Source organism: Paramagnetospirillum magneticum AMB-1 (assembly GCF_000009985.1).
GTDB lineage: Bacteria > Pseudomonadota > Alphaproteobacteria > Rhodospirillales > Magnetospirillaceae > Phaeospirillum > Phaeospirillum magneticum.
Genome location: NC_007626.1, coordinates 1,726,964 through 1,745,140, shown reverse-complemented (window position 1 = coordinate 1,745,140; position 18,177 = coordinate 1,726,964). Strand labels below are relative to the sequence as shown.

Sequence of the window (18,177 nt, the reverse complement as noted above, 5' to 3'; positions counted from 1 at the left end):
AATCAGCTTCCCTTCTGCTTGGCGGCTTCGATCTCGGCGGCACGCGCCTCGACCAGTTCGACGATGTGGTCGACCATGGTCTTGCCGTCGACGTTATGATCGGGCGAGCCGCCGATATAGACCTTGTGGCTGTCGGCACCGCCGCCGGTGATGCCCACCATGGTCTCGCGGGCCTCGCCGGGGCCGTTGACCACGCAGCCCAGGATGGACAGCGTCACCGGCGCCCGCACATGGGACAGCCGGTTTTCCAGGGTCTCCACCGTCTTGATGACGTCGAAGCCCTGCCGCGCACAGGACGGGCACGACACGATGCGCACGCCGCGGTGGCGCAAATCCAGGGTCTTCAGCATCTCGAAGCCGACCTTGACCTCCTCGGTCACGTCGGCCGACAGCGAGACGCGTAGGGTGTCGCCGATGCCCTGCCACAGCAGCGAGCCGATGCCGATGGCCGACTTGACCGTGCCGCCGATCAGGCCGCCGGCCTCGGTGATGCCCAGATGCAGGGGATAGTCGCAGGCCTTGGCCAGCCCCTGGTAGGCCGCCACCGCCAGGAAGACGTCGGAGGCCTTGACGGCGATCTTGAACTCGAAGAAATCGTTGTCTTCCAGCAGCTTGGCGTGTTCCAGCGCGCTTTCCACCAGAGCGTCCGGGCAGGGCTCGCCGTATTTGTCCAGCAGATGCTTGTCCAGCGAGCCGGCATTGACGCCGATGCGCATGGAACAGCCGTAATCCTTGGCGGCCTTGACCACCTCGCGCACCCGCTCGTGCGAGCCGATATTGCCGGGATTGATGCGCAGGCAGGCGGCGCCGGCCTCGGCGGCCTCGATGCCGCGCTTGTAGTGGAAATGGATGTCGGCGATCAGCGGGACCGGCGATTCCTTGGCGATGGTCTTGAAGGCCTTGGTCGAGTCCTCGTCGGGGCACGAGACGCGCACCAGATCGGCGCCGGCATCGGCGGCGCGGCGGATCTGCTCCAGCGTCCCCTTGATGTCGGTGGTGAGCGTGTTGGTCATGGTCTGGACCGAGATGGGGGCGTCGCCGCCGACCGCCACGGAACCGACATGGATTTGCCGCGACTTGCGTCGGACGATTTCACGGTAGGGCCGCAGACTCATGGGACATTCTCGCTGACATAAGGGGCCTCGCCCCGGCCGGCACGAAGCCGAGCGGGGCGAGGCGTTATAACGCATTCGGGCCAAGCTCCGAAAGCGACAACCTGTTTGTGGGTATCAGCCGCCGGTCGCCAGCTTGTCGGGATCGAGACGGATGTCGCGCCGCACCTGGCCCGGCGCGCCCAGGGCCGGAACCTTGCGGCCGTCCACATTGACCTCCAGGGAGCCGGCATTGCCCACCATCAGGCTGAGGCCCGAGCGGTTGGGAACCCGGAAGCTGTCGCCCCGGCGCAGCAGGCGGCTCATGAGCAGGGAGCCATCCACCTCGCGCACCTGAATCCAGCAATCATCGCCGGTGGCCTTCAGCACCACGCGGGAGTCGGCGTATTCGGTGCCATAGACCTTGCCATCGGCAACGGCAGTGGCGGGAGTCTCGGCCTTAGGCGGCTCGACCTTGGCGGGCTCGGCCTTGGGAGCTTCCACCTTGGGAGCTTCCACCTTGGCGGGTTCCGGCTTAGGAGCCTCGACCTTGGGCGGCTCGACCTTGGCGGGTTCCGGCTTAGGAGCCTCGACCTTGGGCGGTTCGACCTTGGCGGGTTCCGGCTTAGGAGCCTCGACCTTGGGCGGTTCGACCTTGGGCGCGTCAATCTTGGCCGGTTCGGTTTTCGGCGCCTCGACCTTGGCCGGCTCGGTCGCGGCGGGGGCCGGATTGGCCGCGGAGGGCTTGTCCTCCTCGGCCTCGACGGGGGGAACTACCTCGTCCTTGGTCTTGTCGTCGCCCGGCTTGGCGACGTCGCCGGTCTTGGCCTCGCCGGTCAGGCTGGCCTGCCGGTTGAGCACGCCGGCCAGGCGATCGGGCAAGGGCGGCACCATTTCGGTGACCTTGGTCTCCGACGACGACAGCAGGTACCAGCCGCCATAGGCCACCGCCGCCAGGATCAGACCCAGGAAGATGACCGCGCCGCCGGGAATGCGACCCTCGGACACCGGCGAGGGAAAGGTCAGCTCGGTGCGGTTCTTGAAGCCGCCCGCCCCTTCCTCGCGGAAGCGCCGCACCATCTCTTCGCTGTCCAGGCCGAGATACTCGGCGTAGGAGCGCAGAAAGCCTGCGGCATAAGTCCCCCCCGGCAGGTCGCGATGACGCCCGTCTTCCAGGGCTTCCAGGTAGAGCTGGCGGATGCGCAGCAGCTTGGCGCAATCGGGAAGGGTCTTGCCCATGCCCTCGCGCGCGGCCCGCAGGGTGGCGCCCACCCCGGCATTGACCGCCAGCGCGGCGGCGACGGAGGCAGCAATCTCGACCACCGGCTCCGGAGCGGGCTCGGGCGGCGTTTCGGGCGCGGCGACCGGCTCGGAAGCCTCGGCCGGAGTCTCGGTCTGGGGGTCGGTTGCTGTGCTATCCACGTCGGACGAGCCTTTCCGCATTGCGTGTGGCGACCTTGTTTAACAAATCCACCCGCGGGCTGGCAACCACCCCTGCCGGATCACAGCACCACGCCATGATCGAGCGCGAAGGTCTTCAGCTTGTTCCGCAGGCTATGGTCGGGCGATTTGAGGAGCGTGTTCATGTAGGCTTCGAGCGCGCCGATATCCAGGCTGCGCACCATGGTCTTGACCGGTCCGATATTGGGGGCCGACAGCGAGAGGTGACGGATGCCCACGCCGATCAGCGCCATGGCCTCCAGCGGCCGTCCGGCCATTTCGCCGCACACCGACAGGGTGACGCCGTACTGGGCGCACTTGGCCGCCACATAGCGCATGAAGCGCACCATGGCGGGCGCCAGGGAATCATAGCGCTCGGCGATGCGCGGATTGCCGCGGTCCACCGCGAACAGGAACTGGGTCAGATCGTTGGAGCCGATGGACACGAAGTCCACCATGGGCAGCAGCGCGTCCAGCTGCAGCGCCAGGGCAGGCACTTCCAGCATGGTGCCGACCTTGAGCCTGGAGGGCATGGGGTTGCCCATGGCGCGCTCGCGCTCCAGCTCCTTGTCGAGGATCAGGCGCGCCTGAACGAACTCGGAGACCTCGGCGATCATGGGGAACATCACCGACAGTTCGCGCCCCTGGGCGGCGCGCAGCAGGGCGCGCAACTGCGAGCGCATGACCGCCGGACGGTCCAGGGTGATGCGGATGGACCGCCAGCCCAAGGCCGGATTGTCCTCCTCGTAGGGATTCCAGTAGGGCAGAACCTTGTCGCCGCCCACGTCCAGGGTGCGGAACACCACCGGCTTGCCCTCGGCCTGATCGAGGATCTTCTTGTACAGCAGGGTCTGGGCCGCCACGTCGGGCAAGCTGGAGCGCGCCATGAAGGGCAGCTCGGTGCGGTACAGCCCAATGCCGTCGGCCCCGGAATCGTGCAGGTGCTGCAGATCCAGCAGCAGGCCGGCATTCATGTGGATGCCGATGCGCACGTCCTGGCGGGTGACGGCGGGCAGTTCGCGCAGGCGGGCATACACGGCCTGGCGCAGCTGGCGCTGGCTGATGGCGTCGATATAGGTTTCGCGGATGTCGTCGGGCGGGCGGATGAACACCTGGCCGTTGTCGCCGTCGCAGATCACCGGGTCCAGCGGCTCGATCTTGTCGAGCACGTCCTTGACGCGGCCCACCACCGGGATGTCCAGGGCACGGGCCACGATGGCCACGTGCGAGGTCGCCGACCCCTCCTCCAGCACCAGACCGCGCAGGCGCTTGGGGTCGTAGTCGAACAGCTCCATCGGCCCCAGGTTGCGGCCGATCAGGATGGCGCCCTCGGGCAGATCGGCGGCGCCGGGGCGCTGGTCGTCGTCCCCGCCGGCCAGATGCTGCAGCAGGCGGTTGGCCAGATCCTCGAAATCGTGCATGCGCTCGCGCAGGTAGGGATCGGTGATCTGGCTCATGCGGGCGCGGGTGTCGTCATGGACCTTCTGCACCGCCGCCTCGGCGGTCAGGCCGGTATGGATGGCCTCGCTGATGCGGTTCAGCCAGCCCTTGTCCTCGGCGAACATGCGATAGGTCTCGAGCACGTCGCGGTGCTCGCCGTCCCGCATCTCGGGGCGCGAGAACAGTTCCTCCAGCGCCAGCTTGATGCCGGTCAGCGCCTTCTTCAGACGCTCCAACTCGGCGTCGGTATCCTCGGCCACCAGGCGCTGGATGGTGATGCGCGGCCGGTGCAGCACCGCCACGCCGACGCCGACGCCGCCGTTGAGCTTGACGCCCTCCATGCGCAGCGGCAGCAGGGCATTGCCGTCCACCGGCACCAGTTCGGCGCGGTTGACCAGCTCGCCCGACACCAGCAGCTCGGCCAGCACCATGGCCACGGTCTCGAGAGTCTCGATCTCCTCGTCGGTGTAGTGGCGCATGGTGCGGTTCTGCACTACCAGGACGCCGACCACGCGCGAGCCGCGGATGATGGGCACGCCCATCAGCGAGTGGAAGATCTCTTCACCGGTTTCCGGCCGGAAGACGAAGTTGGGATGGACCTGGGCGTCGGCCAGGGCCAGCGGCCGCGCATGGGCCGCGATGTCGCCGACCAGACCCTCGCCGACCCGCAGACGGGTCTGGTGCACAGATTCCTTCTTCAGGCCTTCGGTGGAGAACAGTTCCAGCACTTCGCCGGCGCGCATGACGTAGCACGAGCACACCTCGGCCACCATGTCGGCGGCAATCAGCTTGACCACCTTGTCCAGGCGATCCTGGGCCGAACCGCTGCCGGCCATGACGTCGCGCAGACGTCCCAGCAGGCGGCGCGACACGGAGGTCATTCCCGCGCTCTGCATCACATGCCTGCCTGGGCGACCCGCCCGGCGACTGAGGGGCAAGACCCGACGAACCGAAGGCGAGGAGTTGCGGCCAAAGGCCGGCGCGGCTTATGCCGCGAGAGCCAAGGGCCGGCGCAGACGGCCCGCCCGGCGACTGAGGGGCTGACCGACATCACGCCTGCACCGGAACGGGGCCGTGGCGGTCGGCCAGGGCGGCCAGTGCCTGGCTCAGCAATTCCTGCAAGATCTCGGCGGTGGGCTGCTCGCGGGTCACCATGCCGACGCTTTGCCCGGCCATCAGCGAGCCGTTTTCCACGTCGCCGTCGATGACGGCGCGCTTCAGGGCTCCGGCCCAGAAATGCTCGATCTCCAGCTGGGCGTCCTTCTGCTCGATCTCGCCGGACTTGAAGCGGGAGATCACTTCCATCTGGAACAGGATGAAGCGCCGGGTGGCGTTGTTGGAGAGCGCCCGCACCGGAATCACCGGGAACTGGGGATCGACCTGCACCGAGGGCAGGGCATCACGGGCGGCGGCGCGGATGAACGCCTTCTTGAAGTTGGGATGGGCGATGCATTCGCTGGCGCAGACGAAGCGGGTGCCCAACTGGCAGCCCGACGCCCCCATCTCCAGGTAGGAGACGATGGCCTCGCCCCGGCCGATGCCGCCGGCCACGAAGACCGGAACCTGATCGATCACGGGAAGAATTTCCTGGGCCAGCACGCTGGTGGCGACGGGACCCACATGGCCTCCGGCCTCGGCCCCTTCGATCACCAGGGCGTCAACGCCGGCGCGCAGCAGCTTCTTGGCCAGCACCACGGCGGGGGCGAAGCAGATCACCTTGGCCCCGGTATCCTTGGCCCGCTTGATGGAAGCGGCGGACGGCAGGCCGCCGGCCAGCACGATGTGCCCCACCTGCATCTCGCCGCAGACGTCGATCAGGGCGTCCAGGTCGGGATGCAGGGTGATCAGGTTGACGCCGAACGGCCTGGCGGTCAGTTCCTGGGTGGCGCGTATCTCCTCGCGCAGCAGGCCCGGCCCCATGGAGCCGCAGGCCAGCACGCCGAAACCGCCGCCATTGGAAATGGCGGCGACCAGCTGGCGTTCGGAAATCCACGACATCGCACCGCCCATGATGGCGTATTCGGTGCCGAGAAATTCCCGTCCGCGCCGCCACAGGTGCTCGAGCCGCTCCCTCGCCTTATCCATCAGGCCCTCTGGCAAGTGCCCCGCTTACGCGGCATCCAGACCATAGGCGGTATGAAGCGCGCGCAGGGCCAGTTCAGTGTACTTCTCTTCGATCAGCACGCTGATCTTGATTTCCGAGGTGGAGATCACCTGGATATTGATACCCTCGGACGCCAGAGTCTGGAACATCTTCTGGGCGATGCCGGCGTGCGAGCGCATGCCGACGCCGATCACCGAGACCTTGACCACGTTGGGGTCGGCCAGCAGCTTCTCGAAGCCGAGATTGCCCTTGGCATCCTCCAGCACCTTCTTGGCCCGCTCCAGATCGGCATTGCCGACGGTGAAGGTCAGGTCGGTGGACTTGCCGTCCTCGGACACGTTCTGGACGATCATGTCCACGTTGACCGCCGCCTCGGCCAGCGGGCCGAAGATGGAGGCCGCGACGCCCGGCCGATCGGCCACGCGCACCAGGGTGATCTTCGCCTCATCGCGGCTGTAGGCGATGCCGCTCACCAATTCCTTTTCCACGATCTCATCCTCATCGCAAACGAGAGTACCGGGCTTGTCTTCAAAGCTGGAAAGCACCTGGACGCGCACGCGGTGCTTCATGGCCATCTCGACCGAGCGGGTCTGCAGCACCTTGGCGCCCACCGAGGCCAGCTCCAGCATCTCCTCATAGGTGATCTTGTCGAGCTTCTTGGCCACGGAGACGATTCGGGGGTCGGTGGTATAGACCCCGTCCACATCGGTATAGATGTCGCAGCGATCGGCATGCAGAGCCGCCGCCAGCGCCACCGCCGAGGTGTCCGAGCCACCACGGCCCAGCGTCGCGATCCGGTTGTCCGGCCCCAGTCCTTGGAAGCCGGCGACCACCGCCACCTCGCCCTTGCCCATGCGGGCGATCATCTCGTCCGTCTCGATGGACATGATGCGCGCCTTGCCGTGCACGCCGTCGGTGCGGATCGGCAATTGCCAGCCGCACCACGAGCGGGCATTGACCCCCAGCTCCTGCAGCGCGATGGCCAGAAGGCCGGTGGTCACCTGCTCGCCGGTGGCGACCACCGCGTCGTATTCGCGGGCGTCGTGCAGCGGCGCGACCTGATTGCACCAGGCGACCAGCTGGTTGGTGGCGCCCGACATGGCCGAGACCACCACCGCAACCTGGTTGCCGGCGTCAAATTCCCGCTTGACGCGGTTGGCGACATTCTTGATGCGCTCGATGTCGGCGACCGAGGTGCCACCGAATTTCATTACAATGCGAGCCATGAGAAAACCCTTGTTGTCCCAGCCCCGGGCTGATCCTTATTCTCCCTCGCCGCGATCCGCGAAAAACTCTCGTTTGCGCGGTTGCCGCCGGAAGGGCGCGTATTCATACTCTGTCGCCCAGCGGGACGCAAGCACGGCCCCCTTACGAAATGTTGCAGGTGGAGTTGAAATTCATGGACCACGTGGGCACGGCATCGCCCGAGGAAATCGCCCGGTTCACCGCCATGGCCGAGGCCTGGTGGGACCCGCAGGGCAAGTTCAAGCCGCTGCACCGCTTCAATCCCGTCCGCCTGGCCTTCATGCGCCGGCATTTCGCCGCCCATTTCGGCCGTGACGAGAGCCTGATGCGCCCGTTCGAGGGCCTGACCCTGCTGGACGTGGGCAGCGGCGGCGGCCTGCTGTCCGAGCCCCTGGCCCGCATGGGCTTTGCCGTCACCGGCATCGACGCGGGCGACAAGAACGTGGCCGTCGCCCGCCTGCACGCCGAGCAGACCGGCGTGCCGGTGGACTACCGTGTATCAACGCCCGAGCAACTCGATCCCAACGAGGCCTTCGACGTGGTGCTGTCCATGGAAGTGGTCGAGCACGTTCCCGACGTCTCGGCCTTCCTCGGCCACGCCACCGCCCGCCTGAAGCCCGGCGGCGTGTTCATGGGCGCCACCCTGAACCGCACGGCCAAGGCCTGGGCCCTGGCGGTGGTCGGCGCCGAATACGTGCTGGGCTGGCTGCCCAAGGGCACCCACGACTGGAACAAGTTCGTCCGCCCCTCGGAATTCGCCGCCATGCTGCGCGATCGCGGCATCACCGTGCGCCAGATGGCCGGCATGGCCTTCAACCCGCTCAGCGACACCTGGCGCGAGACCGACAATCTCGACGTCAATTACATGCTGTTCGGGGTCAAGGGCTAAGCCCCGCCCGGCGGCGGAAACACCCCATTTCGGGGGCTTTTGCCCCCGATCCCCCAATCGGGAAGCACAGCTTCCCGAACCCTTCAGCTTATTAATCCATTGAAATAAAAAACTGGAGGTTCGGAGGCTGTGCCTCCGAACGGGTCAGGGCGGGTGCCCTGCCGCAAAGCGGGGTTTTTCCCCGGCCTGCTAGCCGCTTATGCGCCGAGAGCCAAGGGTTTCGCAGAAACCCGCCCGGCGACAGAGGGACACGAATCAGTGCATTCGATGCCGGGTGAAGACCCGGAAGCGGGTGCGGGCGTCGTCGACCAGCGGCACGATGGCCAGGAACACCAGGAACACCGCCAGCGGAATGGTCGAGGCATAGCCCACGTATTTGAAGCCCACCGCACCGGCCACGCCGCCCGACAGGAAGGACAGCAGCAGGGAGGCCAGCACGGCCAGCCGGGCCTTGTTGGCCCGCACGGGTTGGTAATGCGCCGATTCCTTCTGGGAGTTGAGATAGAACGCCTTGCCCAGCTCGATACCGATATCGGTAACGATGCCGGTCATGTGGGTGGTGCGGATTTCCGAGTTGGAGATCTTGGAAATGATGGCGTTCTGCAGCCCCATGATGAAGCAGAGCAGCATCACGGTGACCGGAATGAACGCGCTTTCGTGCAGTTCGAGCGAACCACCCATCAGCCCGAAGCACAGCAGCAGAATCGCCTCCCACAGCAGAGGGTAGGCGTATTTGCTGTGGGTGCGGTGATGGCGCCCCCAGTTGATCAGGATCGCCGAATAGGCCGAACCGGCGATGAACGCCGCCAGCGAGCCCAGCCCGACCAGAACGGCGCCGAGTTGATTGGTGACCAGATTGTCCGCCAGCGACGAGACGATACCGGTCATGTGCGAGGTATAGCGCTCGACCGCCAGGAAGCCGCCGGCATTGATCGCTCCGGCGATGAAGGCCAGGGAATAGCCGAGATGCTTGTTGGCGGACGACGTGCGCCGATGGCCAGAAAGCCTGCGCAGAAAATAGATGGGCATACAGCACCGGGGGCAAAGACCTGCTGCGCCGCAGCATAAGCCCTCGATCCCGGAGATTGGAAGGCTAAAGCGCCGAGCGTCAAATGTGAGACAGGTTGTCATCCTGAGCGCCGCGAAGGATCTTTCAGCCTGAGGCGGCTGGCGTTCTCGCGTGAAAGACCCTTCGCCGGGCTCAGGGTGACAGCTTGTTTCTGATGTTGCGCACGATGGTCTAATTCCCTTCGGCCACCCAAGGAATGCGGGCGACGGAAACGCCTTCCTCTTCCAGCTCGGTGGCTTCGGCGGGGGTGGCCTCGCCATAGATGGGCCGGGCCTCGGCGTCGCCGTAATGGATCTTGCGGGCCTCGTCGGGGAATTTATCGCCCACGTAATCGCAATTGGCCTGAACCTTGTGCTTCAGGTCCACCAGCATCTTGCGCAACTCGCCCGCTGCCGCCTGGGCATCCAGGGCCGAGCCGCGGGCCTTGGCCAGGCGCGGCGCCATGGGGGCCTTGTCGATCCGGGTATCGCCGCAAACGGGGCAGGAAATCTCGCCGGCCGCCGCCTGCCCGTCATAGGTGGCGCCGTCCTTGAACCAGGCTTCAAAATGATGCTCGCCAGAGCAGCGCAATTCGAACAGGATCATGGCCGCTGATATCCGCTATCCTCAGCCTTCGTAGCAGATACGGTATTCACCGTACAGAGAAAGCCATGGGCACCGATCCCTTCCGCATCGCCCCCTCCGCCTGGATCGCCCGCTTCGCCGCCCTGGTGCCGGAGGGCGGCACGGTGCTGGACCTCGCCTGTGGCGGCGGGCGCCACGCCCGGCTGTTCCTCGACCGGGGCCACAACGTCACCGCGCTGGACCGCGACATCGCCCAGGCCCGCCTTGCCGAGGGGGCCGAACTGATCGCCGCCGACCTGGAGGACGGCTCGCCCTGGCCGCTGGGCGACCGGGCTTTCGACGCGGTGGTGGTCACCAATTATCTCTGGCGGCCGATCTTCCCCGCCATCCTCGCCGCCCTGAAACCCGGCGGCGTGCTGCTCTACGAGACCTTCGCGGCGGGCAACGAGAAATTCGGCCGCCCGGCCAATCCCGACCACCTGCTGAGGCGGGGCGAGTTGCTGGAGCTGGCCCGCGGCCTGACCGTCGTCGCCTACGAGGACGGCGCCATGGACCACGCCAAGGTGGTCCAGCGCATCGCCGCCGTCAACGGGCCGGGACCGGCTGTGCTGCCGGTCTGAAAGCCGCCGCCGATCAACCACGAAGGCTCGAAGGGGGGAAGGAACACGAAGGATAAGGGGAAACTCCTTCTCCAGACCTTCGTGCCTTCGCGCCTTCGTGGTGAAAATGCCTGGTGAAAAACGGATTATACCGTCCGCCCATGGAAGCGATTCTCTTCCGTCATCCTGAGCCAGGGGCGAAGGATCGTTCACGGGACAGCGGCAGCCGCTTCAGGTTGAAAGATCCTTCCTCCCTGCAGTCGTCAGGATGACACGTCAGGTCAAGCGCCGACCGGTATTACCTCTTCGGCACCCCAAACGGCCGGTCGTGGTCGAGACAGGGGATCTTGCGCCGCGCGTCCTTGACCTTTTCCGGGTCGATGTCGGCCATCACCCAGCCGGGCCGTTCCAGCGCGTCGGCCAGCACTTCGCCCCAGGGACTGACGATCAGCGCATGGCCGTAGGTCTGGCGGTCGTTGACGTGCTCGCCGCACTGGGCGGGGGCGAAGACGTAGCATCCGGTCTCGATGGCCCTGGCCCGCAGCAGCACGTGCCAGTGGGCCTTGCCGGTGGTGCGGGTGAAGGCCGCCGGCACCGCCAGGAAGGACGAGCCCGAATGGGCCAGCGCCCGGTAAAGATGCGGAAAACGCAGGTCGTAGCAGATGGACAGGCCCAGCCGCCCCCAGGGCAGGTCGACGCAGACCGCCTCGTCGCCGGGCTGGAAGGTGGCGGATTCCTTGTAGACCTCGCCCAGGCCCAGATCCACGTCGAACATGTGGATTTTGGAATAGCGCGCCGCGATGCCGCCATCGGGGCTGATCACATAGGTGCGGTTGGCGACCATGCCGCCCTCCAGCAGCACATGCAGGCTGCCGATATGCAGCCAGGCACCTATCTCGCGGGCCAGGTCGCGAAAGAACTTCAGGGCCAGATGCTCTTCTTCCGGCTGGGCCTTCAGCACGATGTTGGAGCGCCCCCATTCCATCATGGCGACGTTCTCGGGCATCAGGATCAGGTCGGCACCGGCGGCGCGGGCCTCCACCGCCAGGGCGGCGGCGGCCTCGCAATTGGCCGTCAGGTCATTGGAGGCGTTGACCTGAAGGCAGGCCGCCTTGAAGCCCCTCACTGGACACCCGCCAGCATGGGATCCAGCTTGCCGTCCTTGTCCAGGGCATAAAGATCGTCGCAGCCGCCCACATGCACGCCGTCGATGAAGATCTGCGGCACCGAACGGCGCCCGCCGGCCCGGTTGGTCATGTACTGGCGCAGGCCGTCGTCGGTCGAGACGTTGATCTCGGTATAGGCCACGCCCTTCTTGGCGAACAGCTTCTTGGCCTTGACGCAATAGGGGCAGACGTCGGTGGTGTAGATCTCGATCTCGGCCATGGGGGGCTCCAGGTTTGGTTACCGATCCTATATAGCGCAGCTAGTTTTCCCGCACCACCCGTCCCAGGGTGAGAACGTCCACCGCCGCGGCCCCGGCCTTGAGCAGCACCCGGGCGCATTCGTCCACGGTGGCGCCGCTGGTCATCACGTCGTCCACCAGCACCACCCGGCGCCCTGCCAGCCTGGGACGCAGGCGCTCGTCCACCTTGAAGGCGCCGGCCACGTTGCGGGCGCGGGCGTCGTGGCCGAGATGCCCCTGGGACGGCGTGCGACGGGTCCGGAGCAGCATGCCGGGCTCCACCGCCCGTCCGCTCAGCTTGCCGATGGCCACGGCCAGCAGGGCCGCCTGATTATAGCGCCGGGACAGCAGACGCCAGCGGTGCAGCGGCACCGGCACCAGCAACGGATCGGCCTCGGCCAGCATGGCGCCCCCGGCCCGCGCCATCCAGCGGGCGAAAGCTCCCACCCCTTCCAGGCGGTCGCCATGCTTGAAGCGCAGGATCAGCGCCTTGGAGGAATCGTCATAGCGGAACACCGCCCGGGCCCGGGAATAATGCGGCGTCCGGCGGGCGCATTCGCCGCAAAGCACTCCGTCGCCGGGATCGAACTCGAAGGGCAGGCCGCAACAGGCACAGGACGGGTCGCCGAGAAAGACCATCCCCGACCAGCAGGTGGGGCACAGGCTGCCGGGCTCGGCCACTTCGGTCTGGCATGACAGGCAGAGCGGCGGCAACAGCGCATCGATGACCAGACGTGCAACCCTGGCCGGCATGATCTTTCCTTCCCAGAAACGGCATGGACATGCCATACAGCCTGACATGAGAATCTTCGACCGCCGCCTGGTGCGCAAGCACCGTGACCGCGCTGCCGGCAATTTCGTCGCCCACGACTTCCTGGTGCGCGAAGTGGCCGAGCGCCTCGCCGACCGCCTGGACGACGTCAAGCGCCGCTTTCCCGTGGCCCTGGACCTGGGGTGCCATACCGGCGAGATGGCCGACACCCTGAAGGGGCGCGGCGGCATCGAGACCCTGGTGCAATGCGACCTGTCGCCCGCCATGGCGGCGAAGGCGGCGGCCAACGGCCACCCGACCCTGGCCGCCGACGAGGAATGGCTGCCCTTCGCGGCCCACAGCTTCGATCTAGTGGTCTCGTGCCTGTCGCTGCACTGGGTCAACGACCTGCCGGGGACCTTGCTGCAGATCCGCCGGGTGCTCAAGCCCGACGGCCTGTTCATCGCCGCCCTGCTGGGAGCCGGCACCCTGGGCGAGTTGCGCCAGTCCCTGCAGGAGTCGGAACTGGCCGAGGAAGGCGGGGTCAGCCCCCGCGTCGCCCCCTTCGCCGACGTCAAGGACCTGGGCGCATTGCTGCAGCGGGCCGGCTTCACCCTGCCGGTGGCCGATGCCGACACGGTGCCGGTCAGCTATGCCGATCCCATGCGGCTGATGGCCGATCTGCGCGGCATGGGCGAGACCAATGCCGTGGCCGAGCAGCGCAAGGGCCTGACCCGGCGCGCCACCCTGCTGCGCGCCATCGCCCTTTACCAGGAGCGCTTCGCCGGCCCCGACGGCCGCCTGCCCGCCACCTTCCAGGTGCTGACCATGACCGGCTGGGCGCCCCACCCCTGCCAGCCCACCGCCGCGCCCCAGGGATGCGCCATTCCCGGCTTGCCCGACCTGATGGGCCGCATGAGCCCCGAGACCGAGTGATGCGCTTCGCCGCCCCCCTGGTCCGTGCCACCCTGATCAAGCGCTACAAGCGCTTCATGGCCGATGTGCGGTTCGACGACGGTACCGAGGTCACCGCCCATGTGGCCAATTCCGGCGCCATGCTCGGCACCGCCGAGCCGGGCATGGAGGTCTGGCTGTCGCCCGCCTCCAACCCCGAGCGCAAGCTGAAGTGGAACTGGGAGCTGGTGACGGTGGACGGCCATCTGGTCGGCGTCAACACCGCCCATCCCAACGGCATCGTCGCCGAGGCCGTGGCCGCCGGCCAAGTCGCCGAACTGGCCGGCTACGATTCCATCCGGCGCGAAGTGAAATACGGCGTCAATTCCCGCATCGACCTGTTGCTGGAGGCCGAAGGCCGCCCCAAATGCTGGGTGGAGGTCAAGAACGTCCACCTGAAGCGGGGCGACTGGGCCGAATTCCCCGACGCCGTCACCGTGCGGGGCACCAAGCATCTGGCCGAGCTGACCGATCGGGTCAGGGCGGGCGAGCGGGCCGTGATGGTCTATCTGGTGCAGCGCGAGGACTGCGCCGGATTTCGTCCCGCCGCCGACATCGATCCGGTTTACGCCAGGACCCTGGCCCAGGCGACACGGGACGGCGTTGAAGCGATCTGCTATACCTGCCGTCTCGCGCCCGACGGCATCGATCTGGGCGCCCCCTTGACCATGGATTTGACTGAGCGGATCTGAAGGACCGATGGAACACGAAGACAGGGAATTTTCCCGCATCCGCCGCCACGGCCCCGCCGATTTCGACGGCATGCGCAAAGCCGGCCAGCTGGCCGCCGAGACATTGGACTTCATCGCCCCCCATGTGGTGCCCGGCGTGACCACCGCCGAGCTCGACCGCCTGTGCGCCGAGTTCATCATCACCCGCGGCGGCATCAATGCGCCCATGAATTACCGGGGCTTTCCCAAATCCATCTGCACCTCGGTCAATCACGTGGTCTGCCACGGCATTCCGGGGGAAAAGCGCCTGGAGGACGGCGACATCGTCAATATCGACGTGACGCCCATCGTCGACGGCTGGCACGGCGATTCGTCGCGTATGTATTACGTCGGCAAGGTCGGCGTGAAGGCCCGCAAGCTGGTGGAGGTGACCTACGAATCGCTGATGCGCGGCATCGAGGTGGTCAAGCCCGGCGCCACCCTGGGCGATATCGGCTATGCCATCCAGAGCTTTGCCGAAAAGCACCGCTTTTCCGTGGTGCGCGACTTCTGCGGCCACGGCCTGGGCCGGATCTTCCACGAGCCGCCCAACGTCATGCATTACGGCAACAAGGGCGAAGGCGGCGTCCTGGCCGAGGGAATGTTCTTCACCATCGAGCCCATGATCAATGCTGGCCGCTTTGAGACCAAGATCCTGGCCGACGGCTGGACGGCGGTCACCAAGGACAAATCCCTGTCGGCCCAGTTCGAGCATTCCATCGGCGTCACCGCCACGGGCTGCGAGATATTTACCCTCTCCCCCGCCGGACGGCACTGCCCTCCATACCTCTAGGGTAAGCACTTTCCCCTACCACCTTTCGGCCATGGCTTTTGCCGGATGGCGGATAATAGCCGTTTCACGCCCGCCCCCCCGGGTCGAGACCCTATGCTTTTTCCCCATCGTTATGTGAGCGCCTTCACATTAGCCTATAACGATTGGGGGTATTCTGACTTCGATGCGATCAGGTCCGCATCAAATTTGGTGATGGGCAAATCATCGCATGCTAAAGTTCTCTTCGGGGAATTGCGGCGCGATGGGAGTTAAGGTTGAAGCCATGACGGATACCGCGACAGCGGTCTTCAGGATTAACGGGACCCTCCAGGGTCCGGTTGTCGATATTCTGGGCCAGTTCCTGCCGGAGCTGAAGGCTCTGCCGCGTGAGCAGGCCTATGACCGGACCCTCGACGACCTGGACCTGCTCTCCCGCTGTTTCCAGATCTTCCGCAAGGAGCGCCCCCGCTTCCGCTATGTGCTGGTGGACGAGCGCCGCCGCCCGGTGGGCGAGGATAACGTCCCCCTGTCCTGCGGCCGCACCCTGGCCGAGGTCATCGCCATGGTGGTGCGCACCGCCGCCAAGCGCTACTTCCGCCGCCGGCTGGCCCCTGCCGCCACCCGTGCCGAAACGGAAGTCCGCGCCGAAGCCCTGCCCGAGGAGGGCCATACCCACTCGGCTGCGCGCAGCCCGGCCGACGAGCTTTACGACGCCATTAAGGCCTATCTGCTGCACGAGTGGCAGGTGCCGCTGGTTCCCGCCTATTCCGAAATGGACCCCGCCCTGGTTCGCCGAGTGGGCGCCAAGATTCTCGATTGCCGCGAGGCGAACTCCCTGGCCCGCCTGATCGCTGATCCGGACGCGCCCGTTCACCTGGCCGATGACGAAGCACCTCAAGTCGCGGCGGCCACGCCGTCGACTTTCGCAGCCCCCTTCGTATCGCCGTTCGCCCCGGTGGCCAAGGCCCCGACCGCGCCCGTGGCGCCGGTCCAACACCACAGTACCGCCAAGCTGGATGACGTGCTGACCCCGGATCGTCAGCGGCTGCGCGCCGAAGCCTTCACCCAGACGCTTCTGGACCCCGAGGTCCGCGCCATTCTGCCCAATGCCGACCAGATCGTGCGTATTGGTGACGTCCTGCGGGGGGTTGGCGGTCAACCGACCGCTGCCCTGGTCGAGGGGCTGGGGCTGCGCAAGGACCAGTTGGCGGTCATGCTGATGGTGGCTCAGGATTGTATCGGCAGTACGGTTTTCGGTCGGCTGTTCGGTCCGCGTGCTGATCCGGAATTGGTGACCCGCATTGTGGACCGGGCCAGACTCCGTGGAATTGGACCGACGACCGAGGTCATCGAGTGCGCCATCTTCATGCGAGGTGTTTTCGCCCGCTTTGGCCACCGCGCGCGACGCGACTAAGGCCTGACATCTCGACACTTGGGATTTCAGCCTGTTCGGCTTACCTTTCGAGGAAGTAGAGTTTCGATCGGAAGCAACCATGCCGCGCCTGCCATCCGAGGCCCAAGCCCGGATCGTCCGTCAGATCAACCTGACCCTTGAGGGTCCGGTGGCTGAGGTCATGGCGCAGCTGGTTCCGGAATTGAAGAAGCTGCCGCGCCGCGGCGTATTGCAATGCGTCCTGGACGACCCGGACCTGCTGGACAGCTGCTTCAAGGCGTTCCGCGCCAACCCCGAGCGCTTCCGCCAGTTACTGGTGGACAAGCACGACGTGCCGGTGGAGCAGGCCGACGCCCTGCTGGCCTGCGGCCGCTCTCTGGACGACGTGGTCGCCATGGTGGTGCGCACCTGTGCCAAGCGGCATTTCCGCAAGCGCCTGGATGGCGATAGCCGGCCGCTCAAGGGCGGCGAGCGCGACGCGGCCACGGCCAATAAGGGGCTGCTGGGCAAGCTGATGCGCCTGCTGTCGCGCCCCACGCCCAGCAAGGCGGCCAAGCGCAGCCGGGGCGAGGTGCTCTACGACGCCATGCAGGAGCATCTGGTCCATGATTGGCAGGTGGCCCTCGTACCTGAATATTCAACTTTGTCGCCGGCCCTGGTGAAGCGCCTCGGCAAGCGGATTCTCGACTACAAGGTGCCCGAGGACATCCGGCGCCTGAAGGAGAACCCGGCGGAGCTGCCGACGCCGTCCACCCTGCCCGAAACCATTCCCTCCTTCCTGGTGCCGCCCGCCGCCCGCGCCGAACCGGCCAAGGCCGGCGACAAGCCCAAGGCGGCCGCCGCCATCTCGGGCGGCACCGTTCCGGCACCGGTGCACGAGGTCAAGGGCGCCGCCGCCCCGGCACCGGCGGCGGGCGGCGACCGCCGCGCCCGTATTGCCGACATCCTGACCCCCGACGGCAAGCGGCTGCGCTCGGCCGCTTTCACCATGATCCTGCTAGACCCGGTGGTTCGCGCCGAATTGCCCAATGCCGACCAGACCGTGCGCATCACCGGCCTGCTGGCCGAGGTCGGCGGCCTCTCGACCAAGATGCTGGTGGGCGAGTTGGGCCTGCGCATGGACCAGTTGGCGGTGATGACCCTGGTCATCTACGACCTGATGGGCGAGGAAATGTTCAAGCGCTCGTTCGGTATTCCCGGCAATCTGGAATACGTGTCCAAATATGTGGAGCGCGCCAAGGCCGCCGGAATCGGCCAGGACACCAGCCTGGGCGAAATAAGCGCCTTTGTCCGCAAGACGTTCGCCAATGCGCCGCGCGCCGCGCAATAACTCCCCCCTTCGCGTCCCGTTTACATGAGCCGCAAACGGCGTTCACGACTATCCGCTATAGGGTCTTATACCAAACGTTGGGAGTCATCCGGTGACGCAGATCAAGGAACGGCGGCAGCATATCCGCAAAATGGGCGACGGCCTCGCCGTGCTGATCGACGGCAAGGTATTTCCCGTGGTCAACGTCTCCATTTCCGGCGTCAGCTTCCAGGGAGCCGGTTACCGGCCCGGCGATCGCGTCCGCCTGACCCTGGCCGCCCTGCAGGCGCTCGACGACAATGTCGAAGCGATGGTCACCATCAAATCAGCCGACAGCGGCATCCTGCGCTGCGAATTCTCGCCCACCACCAAGCTGATGCGCTACATCGTCGGCCATCTGGGCGATGTCACCGGAGCCGAGCCCGCCTATTTCCGCTGACCG

At 66.4% G+C, this 18,177-nt stretch carries 18 protein-coding genes; 8 read left to right on the top strand and 10 right to left on the bottom strand.

The window, feature by feature from the left end; translation table 11 throughout:
• Window positions 1-2: 2 nt before the first annotated feature.
• The 5 genes from ispG to AMB_RS08140 form a co-directional block, all read right to left on the bottom strand.
• Window positions 3-1,115: a flavodoxin-dependent (E)-4-hydroxy-3-methylbut-2-enyl-diphosphate synthase gene (gene ispG / locus AMB_RS08160; RefSeq protein ID WP_043743859.1), complete on the bottom strand. Its 1,113-nt coding sequence runs from the start codon at window positions 1,113-1,115 to the stop codon at window positions 3-5.
• Window positions 1,116-1,229: 114 nt separating this feature from the next.
• On the bottom strand, window positions 1,230-2,513 hold the full coding sequence (locus tag AMB_RS08155) for a helix-turn-helix domain-containing protein (RefSeq protein ID WP_148207340.1): 1,284 nt from the start codon (window positions 2,511-2,513) through the stop codon (window positions 1,230-1,232).
• Between the two features lie 80 nt (window positions 2,514-2,593).
• The gene (gene ptsP, locus AMB_RS08150) at window positions 2,594-4,867 is read right to left on the bottom strand and encodes a phosphoenolpyruvate--protein phosphotransferase (protein WP_043743857.1); all 2,274 of its coding nucleotides are present in this window, start codon (window positions 4,865-4,867) and stop codon (window positions 2,594-2,596) included.
• Between the two features lie 154 nt (window positions 4,868-5,021).
• Entirely contained in the window at window positions 5,022-6,056 is a 1,035-nt protein-coding gene (locus AMB_RS08145) for an NAD(P)H-dependent flavin oxidoreductase (protein ID WP_011384022.1), read from the bottom strand.
• 24 nt (window positions 6,057-6,080) lie between these two features.
• Window positions 6,081-7,301 (bottom strand): aspartate kinase, encoded by a 1,221-nt coding sequence (locus AMB_RS08140; RefSeq protein ID WP_011384021.1) that lies wholly within the window; start codon window positions 7,299-7,301, stop codon window positions 6,081-6,083.
• A 173-nt stretch (window positions 7,302-7,474) separates the two neighbouring features.
• Here AMB_RS08140 and ubiG point away from each other — a divergent pair, with 173 nt between their 5' ends.
• The gene (gene ubiG, locus AMB_RS08135; RefSeq protein WP_043746333.1) at window positions 7,475-8,209 is read left to right on the top strand and encodes a bifunctional 2-polyprenyl-6-hydroxyphenol methylase/3-demethylubiquinol 3-O-methyltransferase UbiG; all 735 of its coding nucleotides are present in this window, start codon (window positions 7,475-7,477) and stop codon (window positions 8,207-8,209) included.
• A gap of 255 nt (window positions 8,210-8,464) precedes the next feature.
• Here ubiG and AMB_RS08130 read toward each other — a convergent pair whose 3' ends face one another.
• A complete protein-coding gene (locus tag AMB_RS08130) occupies window positions 8,465-9,238 on the bottom strand; it encodes a YoaK family protein (protein ID WP_011384019.1) in 774 nt (257 codons plus the stop codon).
• 211 nt (window positions 9,239-9,449) lie between these two features.
• Complete coding sequence (locus tag AMB_RS08125) at window positions 9,450-9,863, bottom strand: DUF1178 family protein (protein ID WP_011384018.1); 414 nt, start codon at window positions 9,861-9,863, stop codon at window positions 9,450-9,452.
• Window positions 9,864-9,928: 65 nt separating this feature from the next.
• Here AMB_RS08125 and AMB_RS08120 point away from each other — a divergent pair, with 65 nt between their 5' ends.
• Entirely contained in the window at window positions 9,929-10,462 is a 534-nt protein-coding gene (locus AMB_RS08120) for a class I SAM-dependent methyltransferase (RefSeq protein ID WP_011384017.1), read from the top strand.
• 277 nt (window positions 10,463-10,739) lie between these two features.
• Here the strand turns inward: AMB_RS08120 and AMB_RS08115 are convergent, their stop codons facing one another.
• Genes AMB_RS08115 through AMB_RS08105 form a run of 3 tightly spaced genes read right to left on the bottom strand, consistent with a single transcriptional unit; the run spans window position 10,740 to window position 12,599 of the window.
• On the bottom strand, window positions 10,740-11,567 hold the full coding sequence (locus AMB_RS08115; protein WP_011384016.1) for a carbon-nitrogen hydrolase family protein: 828 nt from the start codon (window positions 11,565-11,567) through the stop codon (window positions 10,740-10,742).
• Window positions 11,564-11,827: a glutaredoxin 3 gene (gene grxC, locus AMB_RS08110; protein ID WP_011384015.1), complete on the bottom strand. Its 264-nt coding sequence runs from the start codon at window positions 11,825-11,827 to the stop codon at window positions 11,564-11,566. The genes AMB_RS08115 and grxC overlap by 4 nt, the downstream gene beginning before the upstream one ends.
• A 40-nt stretch (window positions 11,828-11,867) precedes the next feature.
• Entirely contained in the window at window positions 11,868-12,599 is a 732-nt protein-coding gene (locus tag AMB_RS08105) for a ComF family protein (protein WP_043743854.1), read from the bottom strand.
• A gap of 46 nt (window positions 12,600-12,645) precedes the next feature.
• On the opposite strand from AMB_RS08105, the gene AMB_RS08100 reads away from it, so the two are divergent.
• From AMB_RS08100 to AMB_RS08075, 6 genes are all read left to right on the top strand, one after another.
• On the top strand, window positions 12,646-13,533 hold the full coding sequence (locus tag AMB_RS08100) for a methyltransferase domain-containing protein (RefSeq protein WP_043743852.1): 888 nt from the start codon (window positions 12,646-12,648) through the stop codon (window positions 13,531-13,533).
• Window positions 13,533-14,243: a DNA/RNA nuclease SfsA gene (gene sfsA, locus AMB_RS08095; RefSeq protein WP_011384013.1), complete on the top strand. Its 711-nt coding sequence runs from the start codon at window positions 13,533-13,535 to the stop codon at window positions 14,241-14,243. Before AMB_RS08100 ends, sfsA begins: the two co-directional genes overlap by 1 nt.
• A gap of 7 nt (window positions 14,244-14,250) precedes the next feature.
• A complete protein-coding gene (map, locus tag AMB_RS08090; RefSeq protein WP_011384012.1) occupies window positions 14,251-15,054 on the top strand; it encodes a type I methionyl aminopeptidase in 804 nt (267 codons plus the stop codon).
• A gap of 262 nt (window positions 15,055-15,316) precedes the next feature.
• A complete protein-coding gene (locus tag AMB_RS08085; protein WP_070108652.1) occupies window positions 15,317-16,447 on the top strand; it encodes a hypothetical protein in 1,131 nt (376 codons plus the stop codon).
• Between the two features lie 79 nt (window positions 16,448-16,526).
• Entirely contained in the window at window positions 16,527-17,756 is a 1,230-nt protein-coding gene (locus tag AMB_RS08080) for a hypothetical protein (RefSeq protein ID WP_011384010.1), read from the top strand.
• 91 nt (window positions 17,757-17,847) lie between these two features.
• Complete coding sequence (locus AMB_RS08075) at window positions 17,848-18,174, top strand: hypothetical protein (RefSeq protein WP_011384009.1); 327 nt, start codon at window positions 17,848-17,850, stop codon at window positions 18,172-18,174.
• Window positions 18,175-18,177: the final 3 nt, after the last annotated feature.

What these genes read in the sequence shown, in the direction of transcription:
- ispG (WP_043743859.1), bottom strand. Translation starts at nt 1,115, where the DNA reads ATGAGTCTGCGGCCCTACCGTGAAATCGTCCGACGCAAGTCGCGGCAA.
- ptsP (WP_043743857.1), bottom strand. Translation starts at nt 4,867, where the DNA reads ATGCAGAGCGCGGGAATGACCTCCGTGTCGCGCCGCCTGCTGGGACGT.
- AMB_RS08145 (WP_011384022.1), bottom strand. Translation starts at nt 6,056, where the DNA reads ATGGATAAGGCGAGGGAGCGGCTCGAGCACCTGTGGCGGCGCGGACGG.
- AMB_RS08140 (WP_011384021.1), bottom strand. Translation starts at nt 7,301, where the DNA reads ATGGCTCGCATTGTAATGAAATTCGGTGGCACCTCGGTCGCCGACATC.
- ubiG (WP_043746333.1), top strand. Translation starts at nt 7,475, where the DNA reads ATGGACCACGTGGGCACGGCATCGCCCGAGGAAATCGCCCGGTTCACC.
- AMB_RS08130 (WP_011384019.1), bottom strand. Translation starts at nt 9,238, where the DNA reads ATGCCCATCTATTTTCTGCGCAGGCTTTCTGGCCATCGGCGCACGTCG.
- AMB_RS08125 (WP_011384018.1), bottom strand. Translation starts at nt 9,863, where the DNA reads ATGATCCTGTTCGAATTGCGCTGCTCTGGCGAGCATCATTTTGAAGCC.
- AMB_RS08120 (WP_011384017.1), top strand. Translation starts at nt 9,929, where the DNA reads ATGGGCACCGATCCCTTCCGCATCGCCCCCTCCGCCTGGATCGCCCGC.
- grxC (WP_011384015.1), bottom strand. Translation starts at nt 11,827, where the DNA reads ATGGCCGAGATCGAGATCTACACCACCGACGTCTGCCCCTATTGCGTC.
- AMB_RS08105 (WP_043743854.1), bottom strand. Translation starts at nt 12,599, where the DNA reads ATGCCGGCCAGGGTTGCACGTCTGGTCATCGATGCGCTGTTGCCGCCG.
- AMB_RS08100 (WP_043743852.1), top strand. Translation starts at nt 12,646, where the DNA reads ATGAGAATCTTCGACCGCCGCCTGGTGCGCAAGCACCGTGACCGCGCT.
- sfsA (WP_011384013.1), top strand. Translation starts at nt 13,533, where the DNA reads ATGCGCTTCGCCGCCCCCCTGGTCCGTGCCACCCTGATCAAGCGCTAC.
- map (WP_011384012.1), top strand. Translation starts at nt 14,251, where the DNA reads ATGGAACACGAAGACAGGGAATTTTCCCGCATCCGCCGCCACGGCCCC.
- AMB_RS08085 (WP_070108652.1), top strand. Translation starts at nt 15,317, where the DNA reads ATGACGGATACCGCGACAGCGGTCTTCAGGATTAACGGGACCCTCCAG.
- AMB_RS08080 (WP_011384010.1), top strand. Translation starts at nt 16,527, where the DNA reads ATGCCGCGCCTGCCATCCGAGGCCCAAGCCCGGATCGTCCGTCAGATC.